Genomic DNA, 23,089 nt, shown 5'->3' with positions numbered 1-23,089 from the left:
CCAGCCGCTGGGCGTGGTGGCGGGCATCACGCCCTTCAACTTCCCCGTGATGGTGCCCATGTGGATGTTCCCGGTGGCCATCGCCGCGGGCAACACCTTCATCCTCAAGCCCAGCCCGACGGACCCGAGCCCTTCGCTGCTGATGGCGCAGCTGCTCAAGAAGGCCGGTCTGCCCGATGGCGTGTTCAACGTCGTGCAGGGCAACAAGGTGGCCGTCGACGCGCTGCTGGAGCACCCGGACGTGAAGGCGGTGAGCTTTGTGGGCTCCACGCCCATTGCCAACTACATCTACGAGACCGGCGCGCGCCATGGCAAGCGGGTGCAGGCCCTGGGCGGCGCGAAGAACCACATGGTGGTCATGCCCGACGCGGACATCGAGCAGACGGTGGATGCGCTGATCGGCTCGGGCTACGGCTCGGCCGGCGAGCGCTGCATGGCCATCAGCGTGGCGGTGCTGGTGGGCGATGTGGCCGACAAGGTGATCCCCAAGCTCGTCGAACGCGCCCGCAGCCTGAAGGTGCTGGACGGCGAGAACCTGGCCGCCGAGATGGGCCCGATCGTCACGCGGGCGGCGCACGAGCGCATCACCGGCTACATCGAGCAAGGCGTCCAGGAGGGCGCGAAGCTGCTGGTGGACGGGCGCGAGTTCGACGGTGCGAAGGCCGGCGAGGGTTGCGCGGACGGCTTCTGGATGGGTGGCACGCTGTTCGACCATGTGACGCCCGAGATGCGCATCTACAAGGAGGAGATTTTCGGGCCGGTGCTCTCGTGCGTGCGGGTGCACGACCTGAAGGAGGCGGTGGAGTTGATCAACGCGCACGAGTTCGGCAACGGGGTGAGCTGCTTCACGCGCGATGGCAATGTGGCGCGCGAGTTCTCGCGGCGCATCCAGGTGGGCATGGTGGGCATCAACGTGCCGATCCCGGTGCCGATGGCCTGGCATGGCTTTGGCGGCTGGAAGCGCTCGCTGTTCGGCGACATGCACGCCTATGGCGAAGAAGGTGTGCGCTTTTACACCAAGCAGAAGTCGGTGATGCAGCGCTGGCCGGAGAGCATCGGCAAGGGGGCGGAGTTCGTGATGCCGACGGCAAAGTAGGCCGTCGCCGGATCAGTCTTGCGGATCGCCAGCGTCCGACGCGCGCTTGCCGCTGCGGCGCGCCTTGCGCTCGGCTTGCTCGGCCGCGCGGCGGGCGTTGCGTTCGGCTTCCCTGGCATTGCCTTCGGCAAGCCACTGGGCGTACTCCTCGGGCGTCTCCAGGCTGATGCGTCCGATGCCGCCGGAGCGCAGTTCGGTCAGCACGATCTCGGCCGCCTTCTGCAGGTTGACGCGCCCACCGGGCAACAGCGCGCCGCGTCGGCGGCCGATGGCCTCGAGCAGCTCGTCGTCGCTCAGCTCGGCGATCGGCGTCTTCAGCTGAAAGCGCCCTTCCAGCAGCGCGGCGTAGTGCTTGCGCAGGTAGGCCAGCAGTTCGAGCGCGACCTCTTCCTCGTCGTACGCATTGCGGCCCACCGCCCCGCTCGCGGCCAGGTTGTAGCCGCTCTGGTCGACGATGATGCGCGGCCACAGCATGCCGGGCGTGTCCCACAGATAGAAGTCGTCGGCCAGCACGATGCGTTGCTCATCGCGCGTGACGCCGGCCTCGTCGGCCGCCTTGGCCTGCCGCTTGCCCTTGAGCGTGTTGATGAGCGTGGACTTGCCCACGTTGGGCACGCCGCAGATCATGACGCGCATCGGCTTGGCCATGCCCACCCGCGTCGGCGCGAGCGCATAGCACGCGCGCACGATCTGCTGCGCGGGCGCCCGCTCTCCCGCATCGAGCGAGATGGCCTGGGTGTCCGGTTGCGCGTTGTAGTGCGCCAGCCAGCGGGCGGTGACGGTCGGATCCGCCAGGTCCTGCTTGTTGAGCACCTTCAGGCGCGGCTTTCGCGCGCTGAGTGCCTGCAGCATCGGATTGGCGCTGGAGCCGGGCAGGCGTGCGTCGAGCAGCTCGATCACCACGTCGATCAAGGCGAGCCGCTCGGCAATCGCCTTCTTGGTCACATGCATGTGACCGGGGAACCATTGAATCGGCATGTTGAGAAGGCTCGGATGCGCCTGGATTTCTAGATGGACTGCGCTGCCTTGGCGCCCTGATAGGCGCTGTACAGGCGCTGGAACACGGGGCCGGGTTTGCCTTCTCCGATGGGTCGTCCGTCGAGGTGGACCACCGCCAGCACTTCCTTGCTGGCCGAGCTGAGCAACAGTTCATCGGCACCGTGGACCTGCGCCGCGCTGATCGGCTGCAGTGAGAATGCGATGCCTTCCTGTTCGCAGAGCTCGCGGATCAGCTCGTAGCGAATGCCTTCGAGCACGTGCTGGCTCCTGGGCACGCCGAACACCGCGCCGCTTTGCACGACCCACACGTTCGACGCAGCGGCCTCGGTCAGCAGGCCGTCGCGAAACAGGATGGTCTCGGTGGCGCCGACGTCGGCCGATATCTGCCGTGCGAGCACATTGCCCAGCAGCGAGGTGCTCTTGATGTCGCCGCGTTCCCAACGAAAGTCGTCCGCGCTCACGCAGGCCACGCCTTCGCGTACCGCGCGGGTGCCGGGTCTGCGCATGGTCGAGGCCATCATGAAGACCGTCGGATCCACATCGAGCGGCATGACGTGATCGCGTGGCGCAACGCCGCGCGTGACCTGCAGGTAGACGGTCTGGTCGTCGTCAGGGTGCGCCTCGATCAGGGTGCGGCAGCGCTCCAGCCATTGCTCGCGCGTGTGGGGGTTCGAAATGCGCACCTTGTCCATGCTGCGTGCAAAGCGAGCGAGATGCTCGTCGAAGCGAAACAGCTTGCGGTCATAGACGGGCACGACGTCGTAGACACCGTCTCCGAACAGAAAGCCCCGGTCGAGCACCGAGACCTTGGCTTGGTTCAAAGGCAGATACTGGCCATCGAGATAGCACAGGGTCGCGGGCAAGGCGCTCATGTCGCGGGACGTCTGGAAGAAATGGCCGGACGCCGTCGGCTCAGCGGCGTGCCGCCGCCATGCCTTTGGCGACTTCGTTGCTGCCCTGGGCGGCGCCACTTTGCGGCACCTGCTCGCCCGTGCGGTCGGTTACCTCGGCCAACCGTGCGGCCAGGGCCTCGGGCACCTGATCGCCGATGCCGATGTAGCGGCCTTCCGTCAACGTGATGTGCGCCGCCTCGAAGGTGCCGGCGCCGGCACACAGGATGGTGCGATTGGGCGCATCCTGCCCGGCGAGCACCAGCATGGCCGGAACGACCGCCTCGGGGCGGAAAGCCTCGAGCATTTCCTTCGGGAACAGGTCTTCGGTCATGCGCGTCGCGGCGGTGGGCGCCAGGCAATTGACGCGAATGTCGTTCTTCGCACCTTCGATGCTCAGCGTCTGCATGAGTCCCACCAGCGCCAGCTTGGCGGCGCCGTAGTTGCTCTGCCCGAAGTTGCCGTAAAGGCCGGACGACGAGGTTGTCATGACGATGCGCCCGTACTTCTGCTCGTTCATCAGCGCCCAGACGGCCTTGGTGCAATGCACCGCGCCCATGAGGTGCACGTCGACCACCGAACGAAAATCTTCCAGCTCCATCTTCGCGAAGCTCTTGTCCCGCAGGATGCCGGCGTTGTTGACCAGGATGTCGACGCGGCCGAAGGCTTCCACGGCCTGCGCAACCATCGCCTGCACCGCCGCGAAATCGGTGACCGATGCGCCATTGGCGATCGCCTCCCCGCCAGCGGCCTTGATCTCGTCGACCACCGCCTGCGCGGCCACGGGCGATCCACCCGTGCCGTTGACGGTACCGCCCAGATCGTTGACCACCACCTTCGCGCCACGAGCGGCCAGCGCCAATGCATGCTGGCGACCCAGGCCGCCGCCGGCACCGGTCACGATGGCCACGCGGCCCTTGAAGTCGAGGATGGGGGAGTCGTTGCTCATGCGAATGCTTCCTTGGATGGCTGAGTTGCGCCCGCCGCGGCGGGCGAACCCCCAACTTTAAAGGGCGGCGGCCAGTGGCCGGCGGCGCAGGCCCAGGCGGCTTGGCGACACGTACTGCTGTCGATAGACCTCGAAGGGCATCGTGTCGTTCGCCTCGATCTCTTTCTGTGCCTCGATCGATTCGCGGGTGGCCTCTTCGAAGCGCGCCTGCTCCTCGGACGACCAGGGCAGTTGCATGAGTGCCTGCCGGGTCTGTTCGGAACGCTCGCGCACGAACGAGACGAACGAATCGCCGTGCTGCGCCGACATGTCCGCCAGCACCCTCGCCGAAGGCAGTCGCTCGGGCGAGCGCAGCGAGGCTTGCGCGTCGCGCACCGCATCGGCATGCAGCGTGCCGCCATGGACCGCGTCGAGCGCATCGGCAATCGGTGCGCATTCCTGAAGCAGTTCCTGCGCCCAATCGGCCAGCAGCACATCGCGCCCATTGCGACGCAACTGGAGGCCGGGCTCGCGCCCGCGTGCCGCCGTGAGCTGCTGGTTCTCTCGCAGGTCGGCGATTTCCGCGGGCGTGTCGTTCGGGCTGTCGCTCAGCAGGCAGTGCAGCAGGAAGACATCCAGAAAGCGCATCGTCTGGGCGCGGATGCCGATCGTCTCGAACGGGTCCAGATCCATCAGCCGCACTTCGAGATATTCCACCCCGCGTTCGCGCAGCGCGTGCAGCGGCCGTTCACCGGACTTGATGACACGCTTGGGGCGAATGGTGCCGTAGAACTCGTTCTCGATCTGCAGCAAGGTGGTGGCCAGCTGGTTGTACTCGCCGCCCGGGTTGTTGATGCCAATGGCTTCGTAGGCCGGCCAGGGCCTGGTGAGCGCATCCTCGAGCGAGGCGCCATAGCCTTCCAGGCTGTTGTAGCTCACCGCCAGCGATGCCTGCGCGTCGCTCTGATAACCCAGGCGCCCCATTCGCAATGACGTGCCGTGCGGCATGTACATGCTGCCTTCGCCCAGCGCCTGAAGCTCGTGCTGGCGACCGGCCACGAAGGTGGAACACAAAGCGGGCGACGCGCCAAACAGCACCAAAAGCAGAAATGCGTGGCGCCGGAAATTGCGGATCAGCGCGAAGTGCTGATCGTTGTTCAGCCCAGGCAGGGACCAGTTGTAGTGAATGCCTGAAATGGTCTGCATGCGCCGGCCATAGCGATGCGCCAGGCCCATGCGGTAGACGCTCTTGGCGCGGCCCACGTTGGAGGAACCGTAGCGGCCGATCGGAATGGTCTCGTCGGTCGGCAGACCGCAGGGCATGCTCGACACCCACAGCCGCTCATCATTCGACGCGAGCGTGCGATAGACGAACTGGTGGATGCGGGTGAGTTCGGCCAGGCATTCCTCGACGTCGGCATGCACGCCGGTGATGAGTTCGACCTGCGACTCGCTGAAGTCGGTCGTGATGTGCGGATGCGTGAGGGCAGATCCCAAGGCTGCCGGATGCGGTGTGAGCGCGAGCTTGCCATCGGGCTGAGCGCGCAGGCTTTCCTTCTCGATGCCGCGTCGGATTCCTCGCAGCCGCTCGGGCGAGAGCGCTCCGAGTCGCTCCTCCAGTGTGCTCTTGTCCATAGGCTGTTGCGTCTCTGTTCCGAAGACGGCCGAGCCGCCCCGTCGGAGTTGTGTGGGGCCGGAAGTTAGCACGCCCGCGCAAGACTTGCTTGCCCACGGACAAGCCGCCTCGTGGCAGGCAGGCGCACCGCGAGACGGGACGGGCGGCCCGCGCTCAGGCCGCGAGCACGCGCAGCAGGAAGGCGTTGATGTCCGCCACTTCTTCCATGCAGACCGAATGCGGCATCGGGTACTGATGCCATTGCACGTCGTAGCCCAGTGCCACCAGTGCGTCACGGGAAGCGGTGGCGCGGTCGATCGCCACGACGGGGTCGGCAGTGCCGTGGGCCAGGAAGATGGGCACGTCCTGGTTGGCGGGGCTGCGTTCCGCCGCCAGCATGCCCGCAAGCGGCAGGTAGCCGGACATGCCGACGATGCCCGCCAGGCGCTCGGAGTGGCGCAGGCCGGTCATCAGCGCCATGGCACATCCTTGCGAGAAGCCGGCCACGACGATGCGCCCGGCCGCGATGCCGCGCGCTTTCTCGTTGGCGATCAGGCCTTCGATGATGGCTTGCGAATTCCGCAGGCCCGCTTCGTCCTCGCGCTTGGCCAGGTCCGTACCCAGGATGTCGTACCAGGCCGGCATGCGATAGCCGCCGTTGATGGTGACGGGCATCACCGGCGCGTTAGGAAACACGAAGCGCACCGGCCCGACGCTGCGCAGGTCCAGTTGCTGGGCGATCGGCACGAAGTCGTTGCCATCGGCGCCCAGTCCGTGCATCAGCACGATCGAGGCGGTCGGATTGGGGGCGGTTTCGATCTCGATGGGCGGCAAGGACATGAGGGCTCCGGACAAGGGTGGTGAATCTGGAAGGAAAGGGACCGCGCCGGCGCTCAGCGCTTCTGGCTGCGCTGGCGCGCGCGCCGCACCTGCCGGCTTTCGGCGGCCTCGCGCTCGGCGCGGCGCTTGGCATCCTTGCGGGCGCGCCAGCGCGCCGACAGCTTGCGGCCGATGAAGAAGCTGAACGCGCCGGTGACCAGGATGATCAGCAGGCCAAGAGCTTGCGCGTCCATGGCTTACAGCACCCGGTGGATGGCCGCGGGCTTGAAGCCCAGGTCGGCGGCCTTGCCCTTGCGGCCACGCGCCGCCTTGGCATTGTTGAGCGAGCGGATCTCCAGGGTCTCATCGCGCTCCTTGCCACCGCGGCCGATGCCTTCGATGCGCACACTGCGCGTATAGGCGGCGGCGCCTGCCAGCGTGTCCTTCGCATCCAGGTCGATCAACGTGAGGCCGCGCCCACCCTTGGGCAGCGACTTGAGTTCGCTGATGTCGAAGCACAGGATTCGGCCCAGCGACGACGCGCAGGCCACGTGCGTGGCGACCGGCAACGGCTCGGCACCGCCCGCCCCGCCCACCATCGAAGGGCGATTGATCTGCCCGCCTTCGCCCACGTCGACGAAGGCCTTGCCGCCGCGCTGGCGCGAGATCATGTTCTCGACGCTCGCGATGAAGCCATAGCCGCCGCTGCTCGAAAGCAGCAGCGTGGCGCCCATCGGCCCGGCGAAGAAATGCATGACGTGCGTGCCGCTTTCCAGGTCGATCAGCGAGGTGACCGGCTGGCCGTCGCCGCGGCCGCCGGGCAGCGAAGCCACCGGCACCGAATACACGCGAGAACCGCCATCCTTCGCGCTGCCGAACACGAGCAGCGTGTCGACGGAGCGGCATTCGAAGGCGCCGTACAACCCGTCGCCCGACTTGAAGCTGTACTCGGGCGCAGCCGCGCCACTGGCCGCACGCTCGCTCGCCCAGCCCTTCTGCGTACGCACCCAACCCTTTTGCGACACGATGACGGTCACCGGCTCGTCGATCACCTTGACCTCGGCCACGGCGCGCTTCTCGGCCTGGATGAGGGTGCGGCGCTCGTCGCCGAAGCTCTTGGCATCGGCCTCGATCTCCTTGACCAGCAGGCGGCGCAGTGCAGCCGGGCTGCCCAGGATCTCCTCGAGCTTCTTCTGGTCTTCTCGCAGGTTCTTCAGTTCCTGCTCGATCTTGATCGCCTCCAGGCGCGCCAGTTGGCGCAGGCGGATTTCAAGGATGTCCTCGGCCTGCCGGTCCGACAGGTTGAAGCGTGCGATGAGCGCCGCCTTCGGATCTTCGGCCGCACGGATGATCGCGATCACTTCGTCGATGTTGAGCAGCACCAGCTGCCGCCCTTCGAGGATGTGGATGCGGTCCAGCACCTTGTCGAGCCTGTACTGCGAGCGCTTCTGCACCGTCTGGGCGCGGAACTCGACCCACTCGTCCAGCATTTGCCGCAGCGACTTCTGCACCGGCTTGCCGTCGATGCCCACCATCGTCAGGTTGATGGATGCCGAGGTCTCCAGCGACGTGTGGGCCAGCAGCGTCGTGATGAACTCGTCCTGGCTGATTCGGCTGGTCTTGGGCTCGAACACCAGGCGCACCGGCGCGTCCTTGCTCGACTCGTCGCGCACCACATCCAGCACCGAGAGCACCGCGGCCTTGAGCTGCGTCTGCTCGGCCGTCAGGGCCTTCTTGCCGGTGCGCACCTTGGGATTGGTGAGCTCCTCGATCTCTTCGAGCACCTTCTGCGTGCTTACTCCCGGCGGCAGCTCGTTCACCACCAGCTGCCACTGCCCGCGCGCCAGGTCCTCGATCTTCCAGCGGGCCCGCACCTTGAGCGAGCCACGGCCGGTGCGGTAGGCATCGGCAATGTCCGAGGCACTGCTGATGATCTGTGCCCCGCCCGGGTAATCCGGCCCGGGGATCAGCGCGAACAGCTCTTCGTCGCTCAGCTTGCCGCCGGACTTGACCAGCGCCACGCATGCGTCGGCCACTTCGCGCAGGTTGTGACTGGGAATCTCGGTGGCCAGGCCAACTGCGATGCCGCTCGCGCCGTTGAGCAGCACGAAAGGCAGCCGCGCCGGAAGCAGCGCGGGTTCTTCGGTGCTGCCGTCGTAGTTGGGCACGAAATTGACCGTGCCTTCGTCGATCTCGTCGAGAAGCAGGCTGGTGATGCGCGCCAGACGCGCCTCGGTGTATCGCATGGCGGCAGCGCCGTCGCCGTCGCGGCTGCCAAAGTTGCCCTGGCCGTCGACCAGCGGATAGCGCTGCGCAAAATCCTGCGCCATGCGCACCAGCGCGTCGTAGGCCGCCTGGTCGCCATGAGGATGAAACCGGCCGAGCACGTCGCCCACCACGCGGGCGCTCTTCACCGGCTTGGCGCCGACCGTGCCGTTGGCCCCGCCAAAGCCCAGGCCCATGCGCGACATGGAATAAAGAATGCGCCGCTGCACCGGCTTCTGCCCGTCGCTCACGTCAGGCAGTGCGCGACCCTTGACCACCGACAGCGCGTATTCGAGGTACGCCTGCTGCGCATAGTCGGCCAGCGTCAGGCCGTTCGGGTCTTCGGGCTCCTGCAGGTCAAGAACCGGTTGATTGTTGTCGTCCATCGGAATTCGTCGGAAATTGGGTGGGAAGCGGTTCGCGTGCTTTGGCGGATCACGCTCCCGGTTTGCTTGGGCTGCGCCTTGCGCCGGCTCAGACGTCGATCTCGACGTCTTCGGCGCGCAGCTCCATCAGTTCGCGCCGGGCGGCTGCCTCGCCCTTGCCCATGAGCTTGGTGATCTCGCCGCTGGTCTGGTCGAAATCGAGCCGGCCCAGCCGCACCTGCAAGAGTCGTCGGGTGTCGGGGTTGAGCGTGGTTTCCCAGAGCTGTTCGGCGCTCATCTCGCCCAGGCCCTTGAAGCGCGAGATGGTCCACTTGTTCTCGGAGACACCGTCCTTGCGCAGCTTGTCGAGGATCGCCGTCAGCTCGCCCTCGTCCAGCGCATAAAGCTTGGCCGCCGGCTTCTTGCCACGCGCTGGCGCGTCGACGCGGAACAGCGGCGGCTTTGCCACGAAGACATGGCCCGTCTCGATGAGCTTCGGAAAATGGCGGAAGAACAGCGTCAGCAGCAGCACCTGGATGTGCGAGCCGTCCACGTCGGCGTCCGACAGGATGCAGATCTTGCCGTAGCGCAGGCCTGAGAGGTCGGGCGAATCCTGTGGCCCGTGCGGATCGACGCCGATGGCCACCGAGATGTCGTGGATCTCGGTGTTGGCGAACAGGCGATCGCGTTCCACCTCCCAGGTGTTGAGCACCTTGCCGCGCAGCGGCAGGATGGCCTGGCTTTCCTTGTCGCGGCCCATCTTGGCACTGCCGCCCGCCGAGTCGCCCTCGACCAGGAAGACTTCGTTGTGCGCGATGTCGCGGCTTTCGCAATCGGTGAGCTTGCCCGGCAGCACCGCCACGCCCGAGCCCTTGCGCTTCTCGACCTTCTGGCCGGCACGCTGGCGCGTCTGCGCCGCCTTGATGGCCAGTTCGGCGAGCTTGCGGCCGTAGTCCACATGCTGGTTGAGCCACAGCTCGAGCGCCGGACGCACGAAGCTGGACACCAGCCGAACCGCGTCTCGCGAGTTGAGCCGCTCCTTGATCTGCCCCTGGAACTGCGGATCGAGCACCTTGGCCGACAGCACGTACGAGGCACGCGCGAACACGTCCTCGGGCAGCAGCTTGACGCCCTTGGGTAAGAGCGAGTGCAGTTCGATGAAACTCTTGACTGCATTGAACAGACCGTCGCGCAGGCCGCTCTCGTGGGTGCCGCCGGCGCTCGTGGGAATCAGGTTCACGTAGCTCTCGCGAACCGGCTGGCCTTCCTCGGTGAAGGCCACGCACCAGTTGGCACCCTCGCCTTCTGCAAAGCTGTCGGCGTTCTTGTCGGCATAGCCCTCGCCTTCGAACAACGGGATCACGGGATCGCCGTGGAGCGTCTGCATGAGGTAGTCGCGCAGGCCGCCCTTGTAGAGCCACTGTTGCTGGTCCTTGGTTTTCTCGTTGACCAGGGTGACGGTGACGCCGGGCATCAGCACGGCCTTGCTGCGCAGCAGATGCGTCAGCTCACCCAGCGGCAGCGCGTTCGACTCGAAGTACTTGCCATCGGGCCAGGCGCGCACCGTGGTGCCTTGCTTGCGCTCGCCTGCCTCCAGGGCCCGCAACTGCAGGGGCTCGATCACGTCGCCGGCCGAGAACGCAAGGCGCGCGACCTGGCCTTCTCGGTGCGACTGCACCTCCAGCCGCTTCGACAGCGCATTGGTGACGCTCACGCCCACGCCGTGCAGGCCACCCGAGAAGCTGTAGGCGCCGCCGGCCCCCTTGTCGAACTTGCCGCCTGCATGGAGCCGGGTGTAGACCAGTTCGATGACCGGCGCCTTCTCTTCCGGATGCAGCCCGAAGGGGATGCCGCGGCCGTCGTCTTCCACGCTCACGGAGCCATCCGCGTGCAGGATGACCTTGATCTTCTTGCCAAAGCCCGCCAAGGCCTCATCGGCCGCGTTGTCGAGCACTTCCTGAATGATGTGCAGCGGGTTGTCGGTGCGGGTGTACATGCCCGGCCGCTGCTTGACGGGCTCCAATCCCTTGAGGACTCGGATCGAGCCTTCGCCGTAACTGCCTGGTTCCTTGCTTGCCATGGCGGCGCATTGTAGACACGTCAGCCCGCGATTACTGGATGGGCATACAGACGGGACGGGACGCCTTTGCGCACGCTGATGACGTTCACGCATCAATGCTCAATCGCGAATTCAAGAATGAAGCGGCGTCTGCGCCAGCAAGCGCGGCAACTTTTCAGTACATTTGCCCGCACCATGCAATCTCCCCCCTCCCTGAGCCTGCGCCAGGTGCTGCTGTGCGGCGCCATGGTCGTCACCCTGTCCATGGGCATTCGCCACGGCTTTGGCCTGTGGCTGCAGCCGATCACGCAGGAACAGGGCTGGACGCGCGAGACCTTCTCCTTCGCGCTGGCGATCCAGAACCTGGCATGGGGATTTGCCGGTGTCTTCGCGGGCATGCTGGCCGACAAGGTCGGGGCGTTTCGCGTCCTCGTGATGGGCGCGCTGCTGTATGGCGCGGGCCTGGCGGGCATGGCTCTGTCTCCCACGCCGCTGATGTTCACGCTCACCGCGGGCATCCTGGTGGGCGTGGCGCAGGCAGGCACCACCTATGCCGTCATCTACGGCGTGATCGGTCGGCAGATCAGCGCCGAGCGTCGGTCATGGGCGATGGGCATCACCGCCGCTGCAGGCTCGTTCGGCCAGTTCTTCATGGTGCCGGTGGAAGGACAACTGATCTTCCAGTTGGGCTGGAAGAACGCGCTGCTGGTTCTGGCGGCCATGGCGCTGGTGATCATTCCGCTGGCCTACGGGTTGCGCGAGCATCGTGCGGCGGGCGTCGCCGCCCGGCGCGAGCAAACCATCATGCAGGCGCTGTCCGAGGCTTTCGGCTACCGCAGCTTCGTGCTGCTGATGGCCGGCTACTTCGTCTGCGGCTTCCAGGTCGTCTTCATCGGCGTGCACATGCCCAGCTATCTGCGCGACCACGGCATGGCCCCCGAAGTGGCCAGCTACGCGCTGGCGCTGATCGGCCTGTTCAACGTGGTCGGCACCTACATCGCAGGCTCGCTGGGCCAGCGACTGGCCAAGCGCAAGATCCTCGCCTTCATCTACATGGGGCGTGCGCTGGCGATCCTGGTCTTCATCCTGGCGCCGCTGTCGCCGATGTCGGTGTACCTGTTCTCGGCCGTGATCGGCGCGCTGTGGCTGTCCACGGTGCCGCCGACCAACGCCATCATTGCGCAGATCTTCGGCGTGGCCCACATGTCGATGCTCAGCGGCTTCGTCTTCTTCAGCCACCAGATCGGCTCCTTCCTGGGCGTCTGGCTCGGCGGCTACCTTTATGACCGCACCGGCAGCTACGACGTGGTGTGGTGGATCGCCATCGGCCTGGGCGTGGCCTCGTCGCTGGTCAACCTGCGTGTGAGCGAGGCGCCGATCGTGCGGCACGCTCCGACGCCTCAGCCCGCCTGATCGACCCGATCTCGAAGCATGGACACGCGCCACCGCCACATCCGGATCGAACGCGCCGCCTGGCTGGTGGCGGCGGTCGCGGCGCTGGGCGCGACCTTCGCGCTCTATGCGCGCCCGGCGTTCCTCGTCACCCTGATCGACCAGATCTGGTCATGCTTCTGAGCCCTTCCGCATCGCCAGCGGCCCACACCGCCCTGGCGCCTTCCCCATGGATCTGCCGCTGGACTCATCTCGTGCCGGACGGTGGCACGGTGCTGGACGTGGCCTGCGGCAGCGGACGCCACATGAGGTGGTTCGCGCAGCATGGCCATCCCACCCTTGGCGTCGACCGTTCGCCGGAGGCCATTGCCGCCGCCGGGGCGTTCGGCCAGACGCTGCAGGCCGACATCGAATCCGGACCCTGGCCGCTCGATGGGCGGCGCTTTGCCGGCGTGGTGGTCACCAACTACCTCTGGCGCGAACGCCTGCCCGACATCGTCGCGGCAGTGGCGCCGGGCGGGGTGCTGCTCTACGAAACCTTCGCGCAGGGCAACGAGACCGTGGGCAAGCCTTCGCGCCCCGACTTCCTGCTGGCGCCCGGCGAACTGCTTGCGGCCTGCGCCGATGAACTGCGCATCGTCGCCTACGAGGACGGCTTCCTGGCAGAGCCCGATCGCTTCGTGCAGCGCGTGGCCGCCGTGCGGCCGTTGCAGCCCCCCGTTTCCGCCGCTTCTGGCCCCATGCCGCCTGCCCCGGCGCGCCATCTTCTGAAACCCTGAGTCTGCGCGCCTTCGGGCGCAGCCGGAGCACCGCGCCGGCTCCTCCCCCAGTCTGATGGTCGGAGGGTGCCGGGGTCGGTAAAATGCAGACTTTTCGTCCAAAAGAGACACCCCTTGCAGCAACTGACAGGCAGCATCGTCGCTCTGGTCACGCCCATGCACGCCGATGGCAGCGTCGACTATCCCGCCCTTCGCCGGCTGATCGACTGGCACATCGAAGAAGGTACCGATTGCCTGGGCGTGGTCGGCACCACGGGCGAATCGCCCACGGTCAACGTCGAGGAGCACCAGGAGATCATCCGCGTCTCGGTCGAACAGGCCCGCGGGCGTGTTCCCGTCATGGCCGGCTGCGGCGCCAATTCCACGGCCGAGGCCATCGAACTCGCTCGCTTCGCCAAGAACGTCGGCGCCGATTCGCAGTTGCAGGTGGTGCCCTACTACAACAAGCCGACGCAAGAAGGCCAGTACCAGCACTTCAAGGCCATCGCCGAAGCGGTGGGCGACCTTCCGATGGTGCTCTACAACGTGCCTGGCCGTACGGTGGCCGACATGGCGCACGACACGGTCATGCGCCTGGCCGAGGTGCCCGGCATCGTCGGCATCAAGGAAGCCACCGGCAACATCGAGCGCGCGCAGTGGCTCATCCGCGAGAAGCCCGCCGACTTCGCCATCTATTCGGGCGACGACCCGACCGCAGTGGCGCTCATGCTTTGCGGCGGCCAGGGCAACATCAGCGTGACGGCCAACGTCGCGCCGCGCAAGATGCACGAGTTGTGCGTGGCGGCCGTCGCCGGCGACGCGCGGCGCGCCATGCAGATCCAGATGGAACTTATGCCCTTGCATCGTCATCTGTTCGTAGAGCCGAACCCCGTCCCGGTGAAGTGGGCCATGGAGCGGCTCGGTCTTTGTGGCGGCACCATGCGCCTTCCGATGACCGAACTGTCCGAAGGGGCTCGTCCCGTCGTCGAAGCAGCACTGCGCCAGTGCGGCCTGCTCAAGAATTGAGCGATCGCCAGCCAAAGTGCCGTTCGCGATCTGGCAGCAACATGGGCGGCCGTGCGGCTTGAAGGCCACACGCCGACCCGGCATCCCGCCAACCGCGTCCTATTTCTTCCAGGAAGCTAGATCTTGAAAACCTTTTCGCGTCTCGCCCTGCTGGCTCTTGTTGCCAGCCTCGCGGCCTGCTCCGTCCTCGAGAGCGACAAAATCGACTACAAAAGCACCGGCAAGGCACCTTCGCTGGATATCCCTCCCGACCTGACGCAACTGTCTCGCGACAACCGATACGCCATCCCCGGGAACGGCACGATCTCGGCCAATGCGATGCAGGCCGCGCAAACCAACGCGCCCGGCGCGCCCACGGCCGTCACCTCGGTCGGTGACGTGCGCATGGAGCGCAGCGGCTCGCAGCGCTGGCTCAGCGTCAACCGCCCGCCAGACAAGATCTGGGATTCCGTGCGCGACTTCTGGCAGGAGAACGGCTTTCTGCTGACGACCGACCAGCGCGACCTCGGCATCATGGAAACCGACTGGGCCGAGAACCGCGCCAAGCTGCCGCAGGACATCATCCGCTCCACGCTCGGCAAGCTCGTCGATTCGGTCTATTCCACCGGCGAACTCGACCGCTTCCGTACGCGCCTGGAGCGCACGCCCAGCGGCGGCACCGAAATCTACGTGACGCACCGCGGCATGGAAGAGGTGTATTCCAACAGCCAGAAAGACCAGACCGTATGGCAGCCGCGCGCCGCCGACCCGGCGCTCGAGATCGAATTCATGCGCCGCATGATGGTCAAGCTGGGTGTTTCTCAGGAACAGGCGAAGGCCATGGTCGCGGCCACCGGCACGCAGCCCGCTGCGCAGCGCGCCACCATCACCAGCATCGACGGCCAGCCCGCCGTTCGCATCAACGACAACTTCGACACCGCCTGGCGCGTGGTCGGCCTGTCGCTCGACCGCACCGGCTTCACCGTCGAGGACCGCGATCGCAGCGCCGGCACCTACTTCGTGCGCTACGTGCCGCCGGACCGCAAGGCGCCGAGCACCTGGGCCAAGATCATCAGCTTCGGCACTGCGGGTGGCGACACCAAGCCGCTCAAGCTGCGCGTGGTCGTCAAGGGCCAGGGTTCCACGAGCACGGTCACGGTGCAGAACGAGCAGGGCGCGCCCGACAGTTCCGACAACGCCAAGAAGATCGTCCAGGTCATCGCGGACGACCTGAAGTAAGGCCCCTGGCATGCTGCGCTTTCGCAGCCTCGGCAGCGGAAGCGCGGGCAATGCCACCCTGGTCGAAGCCCGCGACGGCACCCACTGCACGCGGGTGCTCGTCGACTGCGGGTTCGGCCTGAAGCAGCTTGAAGAACGCCTGGCACGCGCCGGGCTGGCGCCGACCGACATCGACGCCGTGTTCATCACCCACGAGCATGGCGACCATGTGGGTTGCGCCCACGGCTTTTCGCGCCGGCACGGCGTGACAGTCTGGATGAGCGAAGGCACCTGGCGCGCGACCGGCGAACGCGACTACGAAGATCGCCTGCGGTTCGCGCGCGACGGAGAAGCCATCGAGATCGGCGCCGTGTGCCTCTCGCCGTTCACCGTCCCTCACGATGCGCGTGAGCCGCTCCAGCTTCGATGCACCGACGGCTCCCGCCACCTCGGCCTGCTGACCGACCTGGGCCACGCCACGCCCCATGTCATCGAGCAGTTGGCGGGGCTCGATGCATTGATGCTGGAGTTCAACCACGACATCGATCTGCTGGCCAACTCGCGCTACCACCCGGCCTTGAAGCGGCGCGTTGGCGGAGACTGGGGGCATCTTTCGAACGCCACCGCGTCGTCCATCGCATCGGCGCTGGTGCATCCGAGGCTGCGCCACCTCGTGGCGGCGCACCTGAGCGAGCAGAACAATCGACCGGACATCGTGCGCGAGGCGCTGGCCCGCGTCCTGGACGCGCGCGCCGACGAGATGCTGACCGCGGATGCCGCGAACGGCACCGACTGGTTCGATCTGTAGACGGCTGTGCGTCGGCGGCTTCAGGCCGCGCTCAGAGCCCTAGCGTCGTCACTGGAAAGCCCGCGCGCGAATGCCGCAGGCACTCGTCCAGATTTTCGCGAAGCTGGCGACGGCCGAGTGCGTCGCTGCCGCTCACGCCATGGCAACGCTCGATATCGAGCCGACGCAAGTGCCAGTCGGGCGTCCAGATGCCGCTGGGTACTTCGGGCAGGCCTGGCCCTTTGCACACGCGGGCTTCGACGATGTGAGACCACATGCGCCGCCAGGTCACGAAACGCGCATGGTGGCGCTCGAAGACGCCATAGTCCTGCGCCACCAGGACGAGGCGCCGCCCTGCCCCGGCCCAACGCTGCAAGGCGTCGGCCACGGCGCGCTCACCCAGCGGCCAATCGACGAAGTCCGGGTCGGACCAGTAAACCTCGCGCCAACCGGCGCCGGCCGATGCCTCGATCGCATCGCGGATGCGCTGCGCAAAGGCTTGGGGACCGCTGAATGAGCCTTCGGGCAGGTCAGCGCCCGCGACGACTGGCAATGAGGGATCAGCGGGCATGGGCCCAACCCGCATCGCACCAGTCGCGCAGCAGTTCGAGCGCCTCCTCGCTCACCGCGGACAGTTGCCGGGCGTCGAGCTCGCGCTGGTCGGCAAGACGGCGCATCAGCGTCGCATCACGGCCGCCGGCCCTGAAACTCTCGCCATTGATGTACACGTGGCGCTCGTCGTAGAGCATGCGGGTGCGCCTGTCCAGCGTCAGGTGTTGCCAGCCCGTGTCGGGCACGGTGTCGTTCAGGTCGAACCAGACGTCGGGCTTGGGCTCCGTCATCGACTCGCCCAGCGCGCGATCGATGGCCAGCGGGTCGCGCAGGGCGCGGGCGATCGCCTCGCGCGCGAACGCCTGCAGGGCTGGCGGAATGGCGCCCGGGTTTTCGACCGCCGCCTGGGCTGGATCACGATAGTGCGCATCGGTGCCGGGAGCGCGGTCAGAAAGCTCGTCCGCCTGCGCCTCGGCGACGCGCGCCAGCAGGTCGGCGCCCAACGCAGCGCGCGCGGGCGAGCGCAGGCCGATGGAATAGGTCATGCAGTCGCCGCCTTCGGCGATGCCGTCGTGCGCATAGCGCGGCGGCAGATACAGCATGTCGCCCGGCTCCAGCACGAAGCTTTCCTCCGGCTCGAAGCCGTCGATGATCTTCAGCGGAAGGCCTTCGACCAGGCGTGCGTGGGGCTGGCGCCCGATGGACCAGCGCCGCCGCCCCGACGCCTGCAGCAGGAAGACGTCGTAGCTGTCGAAGTGCGGGCCGACACTACCCTGGTCGCTCGCATAGCTGATCATGAGGTCATCCAGCCGGGCATCCGGCAGGAAGCGGAACTGCCGCAATATCTGGTGAACACGGTCGTCATGCAGGTCGACACCTTGCACCAGCAGCGTCCATGCAGCCTGCGATGGCGACGGCAGCTGCCTGCGCGTGAAAGGCCCATGGCGCAACGACCAGCCGGGCGCCGCGCTCGTGCGCCGGACGAGTCGCGACTCGACGCTCTCCTGTCCCGCAAGGTCGAACAACTGCGAACGCGGGATCGGTGGCACCATATTCGGCACGGCAGCACGCACGAGAAGTGGCTTTTTCTGCCAATGGCGGCGCATGAACTGTTGCGGGCTGAGTCCGCCCAGTAGCGCCAGGGGTGTTCTTATGTCCATGGGAGAATTCTCGTATGGAAATCTCAAGACAATGCGTGGTGGCGCTAACGTGGACGCTGCAGGACACGCTGGGCGAAGTGCTGGATGTGCTCGAAGAGCCCGTGGAATTCCTGGTGGGCGGAGACGACCTGCTGGGCGCCATCGAGGATGCGCTTCAGGGACATGAGCCAGGAGCGACGCTGCAACTTCACCTGGAGCCCGAGCAGGCCTTCGGCGACTATGACGAAGACCTGGTCTTCCTGGAGCCGCGCGCCGCGTTCCCTAAGGAACTGGAAGAGGGCATGACCTTCGACGGCACGGCCCTCCCCAAGGGCACGAGCGAGATGCCTGCCAACCTGTTCTACACGGTGACCGAAATCTACCCGGAACATGTGGTGCTCGACGGCAACCATCCGCTGGCCGGCATTGCGCTGAGGCTCAGCCTGAAGGTGGCCGCCGTCCGTGAGGCCACCGAGGAAGAAGTGGGCACCGGAACCACCGGGTCGGGCTTCTTCAAGGTGCAAAGCACCTCGCCAGGAAGCGACCTGCTGCACTGAAACCCAGCGCCGCAGCGCCCCCCAAGACCCAAAAAAAGGCCGGGATTCACCCGGCCTTTTGCTTTTGGGGCGCCAGCTTCAGCCGCGCGCCTGCGCCCTCGAAATCTGGCCATTGGCATCGACGCGGACCCGATCGCCCTCGCGAAGGTCTCCGGGGCTGGGAACGTCGAAGGCCCGGTAGTTGCCGTCATCCATCTGCACCGAAACGCGGTAATTCTGGTACACGCGCGGCGCGTAGTTGTTCGACTCGATCGTGTTGCCCAACACCGCACCGCCAATGGTGCCGGCAATCGTGGCCGCCGCACGACCGCCGCCATGTCCGATCTGGTTCCCCAGCAGCCCGCCCGCGACCGCGCCGATGACGGCCCCGGCGCCGCTGGGCGCCGCACCGGAACTTTGCGTCTGCACCATCTCGATCTGAACCACGCGGCCATAGGCCGCATATGGCACGGGCGCAGGATACGGCGCGGCCCGATAGGCCGGCTGGTAGGGATAGGTGGTCGTCTGGTAGTACTGGGGCGGCGCCGCCACGCAGGCGGTCAATGCGGCCACGGCGCCGGCGGCCAGGCCAAGGCGGCTGAAGCGACCCAGCTTCTCGAATTGCTGCTTTGAGGGGATGTTCATGATGGATGTTCCTCTTGTTCCTCCGGGGCCGCGCGGCGCCATGCACACCAGCCGCGACGCTCCTGCGAACTCAACGTTCACGCCCCTGAATTCGAGCACAGCAAGAGGCACGCGGTTCCCACCTTTACCTGGCGGAAACAGGCGCAGCGAATGGCGACGTCAGTGCTTGCCCGTCGAGCCGTAACCGCCTTCGCCGCGCTGCGTCGACGCAAACTCGCTCACGACATTGAAGCTGGCCTGCACGACGGGAACGATCACCAGCTGTGCCAGCCGCTCCATGGGCTGCAGCACGAAGGGCACATTGCTGCGGTTCCATGCACTCACCTTCAGTTCGCCCTGGTAGTCGCTGTCGATCAGGCCCACCAGGTTGCCAAGCACGATGCCATGCTTGTGACCCAGCCCCGAGCGCGGCAGGATCATGGCCGCATAGCCCGGGTCGGCCAGGTGGATGGCGATGCCGGTGCCCACCAACTGCCAGCCATTGGGCTCCAGCGTGATAGGAGCATCGAGGCAGGCGCGCAGGTCCAGCCCTGCACTGCCGGGCGTGGCATAGGCAGGCAATTGATCTTGCATGCGGGGATCGAGGATACGGACGTCGACTTTCATGGCTTCTTGCGTTGTTGGGCGTTGCGGGCGCTGCGTTCGAGCGATTCGCGCAGGGCGCCCAGTGCGGCCGTGAGGCCGCTTGTCAAAGATTTCTGAGGAGGCATCTGGCCGGGCGAAAGCGTGCGGCCGAACTGGGCGCTTGCGCCATCCGATCTTGACGCCTGTTGTTGATCGTTCTCGTCATCGCCCGGATCGAATTCCTGCGAAGGCTGCACAACAGGCGACAAGACCGCCCGCTCCGAACGGGCCGTGAGCCGCTCCACATAGGCAGCGAAATCGCCGCCTGGCGGTGTGTCCCAATTCTTGTTCATGCCCACCTCCACTCAGGTTGCATATCAGGCTGGCTTGCGCCCGCTGGCTCGCGCGCGGACTGCGATCTCGGCGACCAGTTCGCGCGCCAGCACCTGCTTGGCGGCGCGTGGCAGCTCTCGCACGCCGTCGGCGTCCACCAGCAGTAGCGCGTTGTCGTCCTGCCCGAAGGTCAAGGGGCCGATGTTGCCGACCAGCAGCGGAATGCCCTTGCGCTCGCGCTTGGCCTTGGCATGGGCCACCAGGTTCTCGCTTTCGGCGGCAAAGCCGACGCAGAACAGCGCGCCGCTGCGGGCACGTTCGCTCTGCGCCATGGCCAAGAGGATGTCGGGGTTCTCGACGAAGGCGAGCGTGGGCGCCTGGCCGCTACCGTCCTTCTTGATCTTCTGGTCGCTGTGGTTGGCCGGCCGCCAGTCGGCGACGGCGGCGGTCGCCACGAAGATGTCGGCATCCTTGGCGGCCGCCTCGGTGGCCGCCAGCATCTGGCGGGCCGATTGGACATCGACCCGGTCGACCCCGCGCGGCGTGCCCAGGTGCACCGGTCCCGCCACCAGCGTGACGCGCGCCCCCGCCTCACGCGCCGCACGGGCGATGGCAAAGCCCATCTTTCCGGAAGAGTGGTTGGTGATGCCGCGAATCGGGTCCATCGCCTCGAACGTCGGCCCCGCGGTGACGAGCACATGCCGACCGGCCAGCACCTTGGGCTGGAAGAATGCGACGATGTCTTCCATCAACTCCGCAGGCTCCAGCATGCGTCCGTCGCCGGTTTCGCCGCAGGCCTGCCAGCCCTTGCCGACGCCCAGCACGTGCGCGCCGTCGGCCGCGACCTGCTGCAGGTTTCGCTGGGTCGCCGGATGGGCCCACATTTCGCGATTCATGGCCGGCGCCACCAGCAAAGGCACACGCTCCATCGGCCTGGCAAGGCACATCAGGCTGAGCAGTTCATCCGATCGCCCCTGCACCAGCCGTGCGATGAAGTCGGCGCTGGCCGGCGCCAGCACGATCGCGTCGGCCTCGCGGCTGAGGTTGATGTGCGGCATGTTGTTGGGCTCGCGCGTGTCCCACTGCGAGGTGAAGACGGCGCGACCCGACAGCGCCTGCATCGTCACCGGCGTGATGAACTGCGCTGCAGCCTCGGTCATGACCACCTGCACCGTGGCGCCGGCCTTGACCATCAGCCGGCACAGCTCGGCCGACTTGTAGCAGGCCACGCCACCCGTGAGGCCCAGGACGATGTGCTTTCCTGCCAGATCTTGCATGGTGTGCAAGTGTAAGAGGCGCCGCAGGCCCCGTCTGCAAAGCCTTGGAACACCCGCGCAAGACGGCCCGGATGCCGCAGCCCATCCCCGGGGCATCCGTGGCCCTCTATAATTCCAATTTCCCACTGCCCGAATCACTCGCATTCGGTACAGGCATGACCAAATTCGTCTTCGTCACCGGCGGTGTGGTGTCTTCCCTCGGCAAGGGAATCGCCTCCGCCTCCCTCGCGGCACTGCTCGAGTCCCGCGGCCTCCAAGTCACCCTGATCAAGCTCGATCCGTACATCAACGTCGATCCCGGCACGATGTCGCCGTTCCAGCACGGCGAAGTGTTCGTCACTGAAGACGGCGCCGAGACCGATCTCGATCTGGGCCACTACGAGCGCTTCATCAACACCCGGATGCGCCGGGCCAACAACTTCACCACCGGCCAGATCTACAAGTCGGTGCTCGAGAAGGAACGGCGCGGCGACTACCTGGGCAAAACGGTCCAGGTGATCCCGCACATCACCAACGAGATCCAGGAATTCATCAAGCGCGGCGCCGGCATCGGCACGCCGCACGAGGTGGACGTGGCCATCGTCGAGATCGGCGGCACGGTGGGCGACATCGAGTCCCTGCCCTTCCTGGAAGCCGTGCGCCAGATGAGCCTGCGAGCCGGCCCGAACCAGGCCGCCTTCGTGCATCTGAGCTATCTGCCGTGGATCGCCGCGGCGGGCGAACTCAAGACCAAGCCCACCCAGCACACCGCTCAGAAGCTGCGCGAGATCGGCATCCAGGCCGATGCATTGCTGTGCCGCGCCGACCGGCCCATTCCCGACGAGGAACGCGCCAAGATTTCGCTGTTCTCCAACGTCCCCGAGTGGGGCGTCATTTCGATGTGGGACGTGGACACCATCTACAAGGTGCCCCGCATGCTGCACGAGCAGGGTCTGGATGGGCTCATCTGCGACAAGCTTCGCATCAACACGCCACCCGCCAAGCTCAAGCGCTGGGACGACCTGGTCTACGAGGTGGAGCATCCCAAGCAGGAAGTGACCATCGCCATGGTCGGCAAGTACGTCGACCTGTCGGACAGCTACAAATCGCTCAACGAGGCGCTGCGCCACGCGGGCATGAAGAACCATGCGCGGGTGAAGATCGAGTACATCGACTCCGAGACGATCGAGGCCGACAACGTAACGCGCCTGTCTAAATACGACGCCATCCTGGTTCCGGGCGGCTTCGGACAGCGCGGTGTCGAAGGCAAGATCTGCGCGGCGCGCTATGCCCGCGAGAACAAGGTGCCCTACCTGGGCATCTGCCTGGGCATGCAGGTGGCCACCATCGAATACGCGCGCCACGTCGCCGGCCTGAAGGACGCGAACAGCACCGAATTCAATCCCGACACGCCCTGCCCCGTGATCGCACTGATCACCGAGTGGAAGGACGCCGACGGCAGCATCAAGAAGCGCAGCGAGCAGTCCGACCTGGGCGGCACCATGCGCCTGGGCGCGCAAAGCTCGGACGTGCAGCCTGGCACGCTCGCGCACAGCATCTACGGCGACGTGGTGACCGAGCGGCACCGCCACCGCTACGAGGCGAACGTGAACTATCTCGACCAGCTGCGTCAGGCGGGCCTGGTGATCTCGGCGCTCACGCAACGCGAGCAGCTCACCGAAATCGTCGAACTGCCGCGTACGGCGCATCCCTGGTACATGGGCGTGCAGTTCCACCCCGAGTTCAAGTCCACGCCGTGGGCCGGGCACCCGCTGTTCAACGCATTCGTCGAAGCGGCCCTGCAGCACCAGAAGGCCGAGAACAAGCAACCCCTGAAGGTCGTGGCCTGAAAAGCGCCCGAGGAGCCA

Annotated in this window: 23 protein-coding genes; 9 read left to right on the top strand and 14 right to left on the bottom strand. The window is 66.5% G+C overall.

Going from position 1 to position 23,089, the window contains the following annotated elements; genetic code table 11:
• Nucleotides 1–1,096, top strand: a 1,096-nt coding sequence (mmsA, locus tag QTH91_RS22975; RefSeq protein ID WP_286662495.1) for a CoA-acylating methylmalonate-semialdehyde dehydrogenase, incomplete at its 5' end; no start/stop codon positions are given.
• 12 nt (nucleotides 1,097–1,108) lie between these two features.
• On the opposite strand, the gene ylqF is transcribed toward mmsA, so the two are convergent.
• The 8 genes from ylqF to QTH91_RS22935 all read right to left on the bottom strand — a co-directional run bounded on the left by ylqF (nucleotide 1,109) and on the right by QTH91_RS22935 (nucleotide 11,057).
• Entirely contained in the window at nucleotides 1,109–2,074 is a 966-nt protein-coding gene (ylqF, locus tag QTH91_RS22970) for a ribosome biogenesis GTPase YlqF (protein ID WP_286662494.1), read from the bottom strand.
• A gap of 29 nt (nucleotides 2,075–2,103) precedes the next feature.
• Nucleotides 2,104–2,967, bottom strand: coding sequence for a D-amino acid aminotransferase (locus QTH91_RS22965; protein ID WP_286662493.1), 864 nt, complete (start codon nucleotides 2,965–2,967; stop codon nucleotides 2,104–2,106).
• Between the two features lie 40 nt (nucleotides 2,968–3,007).
• Nucleotides 3,008–3,934, bottom strand: coding sequence for an SDR family NAD(P)-dependent oxidoreductase (locus tag QTH91_RS22960; RefSeq protein WP_286662492.1), 927 nt, complete (start codon nucleotides 3,932–3,934; stop codon nucleotides 3,008–3,010).
• 57 nt (nucleotides 3,935–3,991) lie between these two features.
• Nucleotides 3,992–5,548, bottom strand: a complete 1,557-nt coding sequence (gshA, locus tag QTH91_RS22955) for a glutamate--cysteine ligase (RefSeq protein WP_286662491.1) — start codon at nucleotides 5,546–5,548, stop codon at nucleotides 3,992–3,994.
• 154 nt (nucleotides 5,549–5,702) lie between these two features.
• Nucleotides 5,703–6,368, bottom strand: a complete 666-nt coding sequence (locus QTH91_RS22950; protein WP_286662490.1) for an alpha/beta hydrolase — start codon at nucleotides 6,366–6,368, stop codon at nucleotides 5,703–5,705.
• 53 nt (nucleotides 6,369–6,421) lie between these two features.
• Nucleotides 6,422–6,601 (bottom strand): hypothetical protein, encoded by a 180-nt coding sequence (locus QTH91_RS22945; protein ID WP_286662489.1) that lies wholly within the window; start codon nucleotides 6,599–6,601, stop codon nucleotides 6,422–6,424.
• A gap of 3 nt (nucleotides 6,602–6,604) precedes the next feature.
• Nucleotides 6,605–8,998: a DNA topoisomerase IV subunit A gene (gene parC, locus QTH91_RS22940; RefSeq protein WP_286662488.1), complete on the bottom strand. Its 2,394-nt coding sequence runs from the start codon at nucleotides 8,996–8,998 to the stop codon at nucleotides 6,605–6,607.
• 88 nt (nucleotides 8,999–9,086) lie between these two features.
• Nucleotides 9,087–11,057: a DNA topoisomerase IV subunit B gene (locus QTH91_RS22935; RefSeq protein WP_286662487.1), complete on the bottom strand. Its 1,971-nt coding sequence runs from the start codon at nucleotides 11,055–11,057 to the stop codon at nucleotides 9,087–9,089.
• Nucleotides 11,058–11,231: 174 nt separating this feature from the next.
• Between QTH91_RS22935 and QTH91_RS22930 the strand changes: the two genes are divergently transcribed.
• From QTH91_RS22930 to QTH91_RS22905, 6 genes are all read left to right on the top strand, one after another.
• Nucleotides 11,232–12,449 (top strand): MFS transporter, encoded by a 1,218-nt coding sequence (locus QTH91_RS22930; RefSeq protein ID WP_286662486.1) that lies wholly within the window; start codon nucleotides 11,232–11,234, stop codon nucleotides 12,447–12,449.
• An 18-nt stretch (nucleotides 12,450–12,467) separates the two neighbouring features.
• Entirely contained in the window at nucleotides 12,468–12,611 is a 144-nt protein-coding gene (locus tag QTH91_RS22925) for a hypothetical protein (RefSeq protein ID WP_286662485.1), read from the top strand.
• Entirely contained in the window at nucleotides 12,602–13,207 is a 606-nt protein-coding gene (locus QTH91_RS22920) for a class I SAM-dependent methyltransferase (protein ID WP_286662484.1), read from the top strand. The genes QTH91_RS22925 and QTH91_RS22920 overlap by 10 nt, the downstream gene beginning before the upstream one ends.
• Nucleotides 13,208–13,273: 66 nt before the next feature.
• Nucleotides 13,274–14,212, top strand: coding sequence for a 4-hydroxy-tetrahydrodipicolinate synthase (dapA, locus tag QTH91_RS22915; RefSeq protein WP_390367238.1), 939 nt, complete (start codon nucleotides 13,274–13,276; stop codon nucleotides 14,210–14,212).
• A 123-nt stretch (nucleotides 14,213–14,335) separates the two neighbouring features.
• The gene (gene bamC / locus QTH91_RS22910; protein ID WP_286662483.1) at nucleotides 14,336–15,430 is read left to right on the top strand and encodes an NlpB/DapX family lipoprotein; all 1,095 of its coding nucleotides are present in this window, start codon (nucleotides 14,336–14,338) and stop codon (nucleotides 15,428–15,430) included.
• Nucleotides 15,431–15,440: 10 nt separating this feature from the next.
• Nucleotides 15,441–16,217, top strand: a complete 777-nt coding sequence (locus tag QTH91_RS22905; protein ID WP_286662482.1) for an MBL fold metallo-hydrolase — start codon at nucleotides 15,441–15,443, stop codon at nucleotides 16,215–16,217.
• A 31-nt stretch (nucleotides 16,218–16,248) separates the two neighbouring features.
• On the opposite strand, the gene QTH91_RS22900 is transcribed toward QTH91_RS22905, so the two are convergent.
• Together QTH91_RS22900 and QTH91_RS22895 are read right to left on the bottom strand one after the other, a co-directional pair.
• Nucleotides 16,249–16,767, bottom strand: a complete 519-nt coding sequence (locus QTH91_RS22900) for a hypothetical protein (RefSeq protein WP_286662481.1) — start codon at nucleotides 16,765–16,767, stop codon at nucleotides 16,249–16,251.
• Entirely contained in the window at nucleotides 16,757–17,908 is a 1,152-nt protein-coding gene (locus QTH91_RS22895) for a cupin domain-containing protein (RefSeq protein ID WP_286662480.1), read from the bottom strand. The genes QTH91_RS22900 and QTH91_RS22895 overlap by 11 nt, the downstream gene beginning before the upstream one ends.
• Before the next feature lie 14 nt (nucleotides 17,909–17,922).
• Between QTH91_RS22895 and QTH91_RS22890 the strand changes: the two genes are divergently transcribed.
• Nucleotides 17,923–18,444 (top strand): FKBP-type peptidyl-prolyl cis-trans isomerase, encoded by a 522-nt coding sequence (locus tag QTH91_RS22890; protein ID WP_286662479.1) that lies wholly within the window; start codon nucleotides 17,923–17,925, stop codon nucleotides 18,442–18,444.
• Nucleotides 18,445–18,522: 78 nt separating this feature from the next.
• On the opposite strand, the gene QTH91_RS22885 is transcribed toward QTH91_RS22890, so the two are convergent.
• The 4 genes from QTH91_RS22885 to coaBC form a co-directional block, all read right to left on the bottom strand.
• Nucleotides 18,523–19,068 (bottom strand): outer membrane lipoprotein, encoded by a 546-nt coding sequence (locus QTH91_RS22885; RefSeq protein WP_286662478.1) that lies wholly within the window; start codon nucleotides 19,066–19,068, stop codon nucleotides 18,523–18,525.
• A gap of 159 nt (nucleotides 19,069–19,227) precedes the next feature.
• On the bottom strand, nucleotides 19,228–19,674 hold the full coding sequence (gene dut / locus QTH91_RS22880) for a dUTP diphosphatase (protein ID WP_286662477.1): 447 nt from the start codon (nucleotides 19,672–19,674) through the stop codon (nucleotides 19,228–19,230).
• Nucleotides 19,671–19,985, bottom strand: a complete 315-nt coding sequence (locus QTH91_RS22875) for a hypothetical protein (protein WP_286662476.1) — start codon at nucleotides 19,983–19,985, stop codon at nucleotides 19,671–19,673. The genes dut and QTH91_RS22875 overlap by 4 nt, the downstream gene beginning before the upstream one ends.
• A gap of 24 nt (nucleotides 19,986–20,009) precedes the next feature.
• On the bottom strand, nucleotides 20,010–21,242 hold the full coding sequence (coaBC, locus tag QTH91_RS22870; protein ID WP_286662475.1) for a bifunctional phosphopantothenoylcysteine decarboxylase/phosphopantothenate--cysteine ligase CoaBC: 1,233 nt from the start codon (nucleotides 21,240–21,242) through the stop codon (nucleotides 20,010–20,012).
• Nucleotides 21,243–21,397: 155 nt separating this feature from the next.
• Here coaBC and pyrG point away from each other — a divergent pair, with 155 nt between their 5' ends.
• On the top strand, nucleotides 21,398–23,071 hold the full coding sequence (pyrG, locus tag QTH91_RS22865) for a CTP synthase (RefSeq protein ID WP_286662474.1): 1,674 nt from the start codon (nucleotides 21,398–21,400) through the stop codon (nucleotides 23,069–23,071).
• Nucleotides 23,072–23,089: the final 18 nt, after the last annotated feature.

It is taken from the genome of Variovorax dokdonensis (assembly GCF_030316895.1).
GTDB classification, from domain to species: Bacteria; Pseudomonadota; Gammaproteobacteria; order Burkholderiales; family Burkholderiaceae_C; genus Variovorax; species Variovorax dokdonensis.
This window is presented reverse-complemented; position numbering and strand designations above follow the sequence as displayed.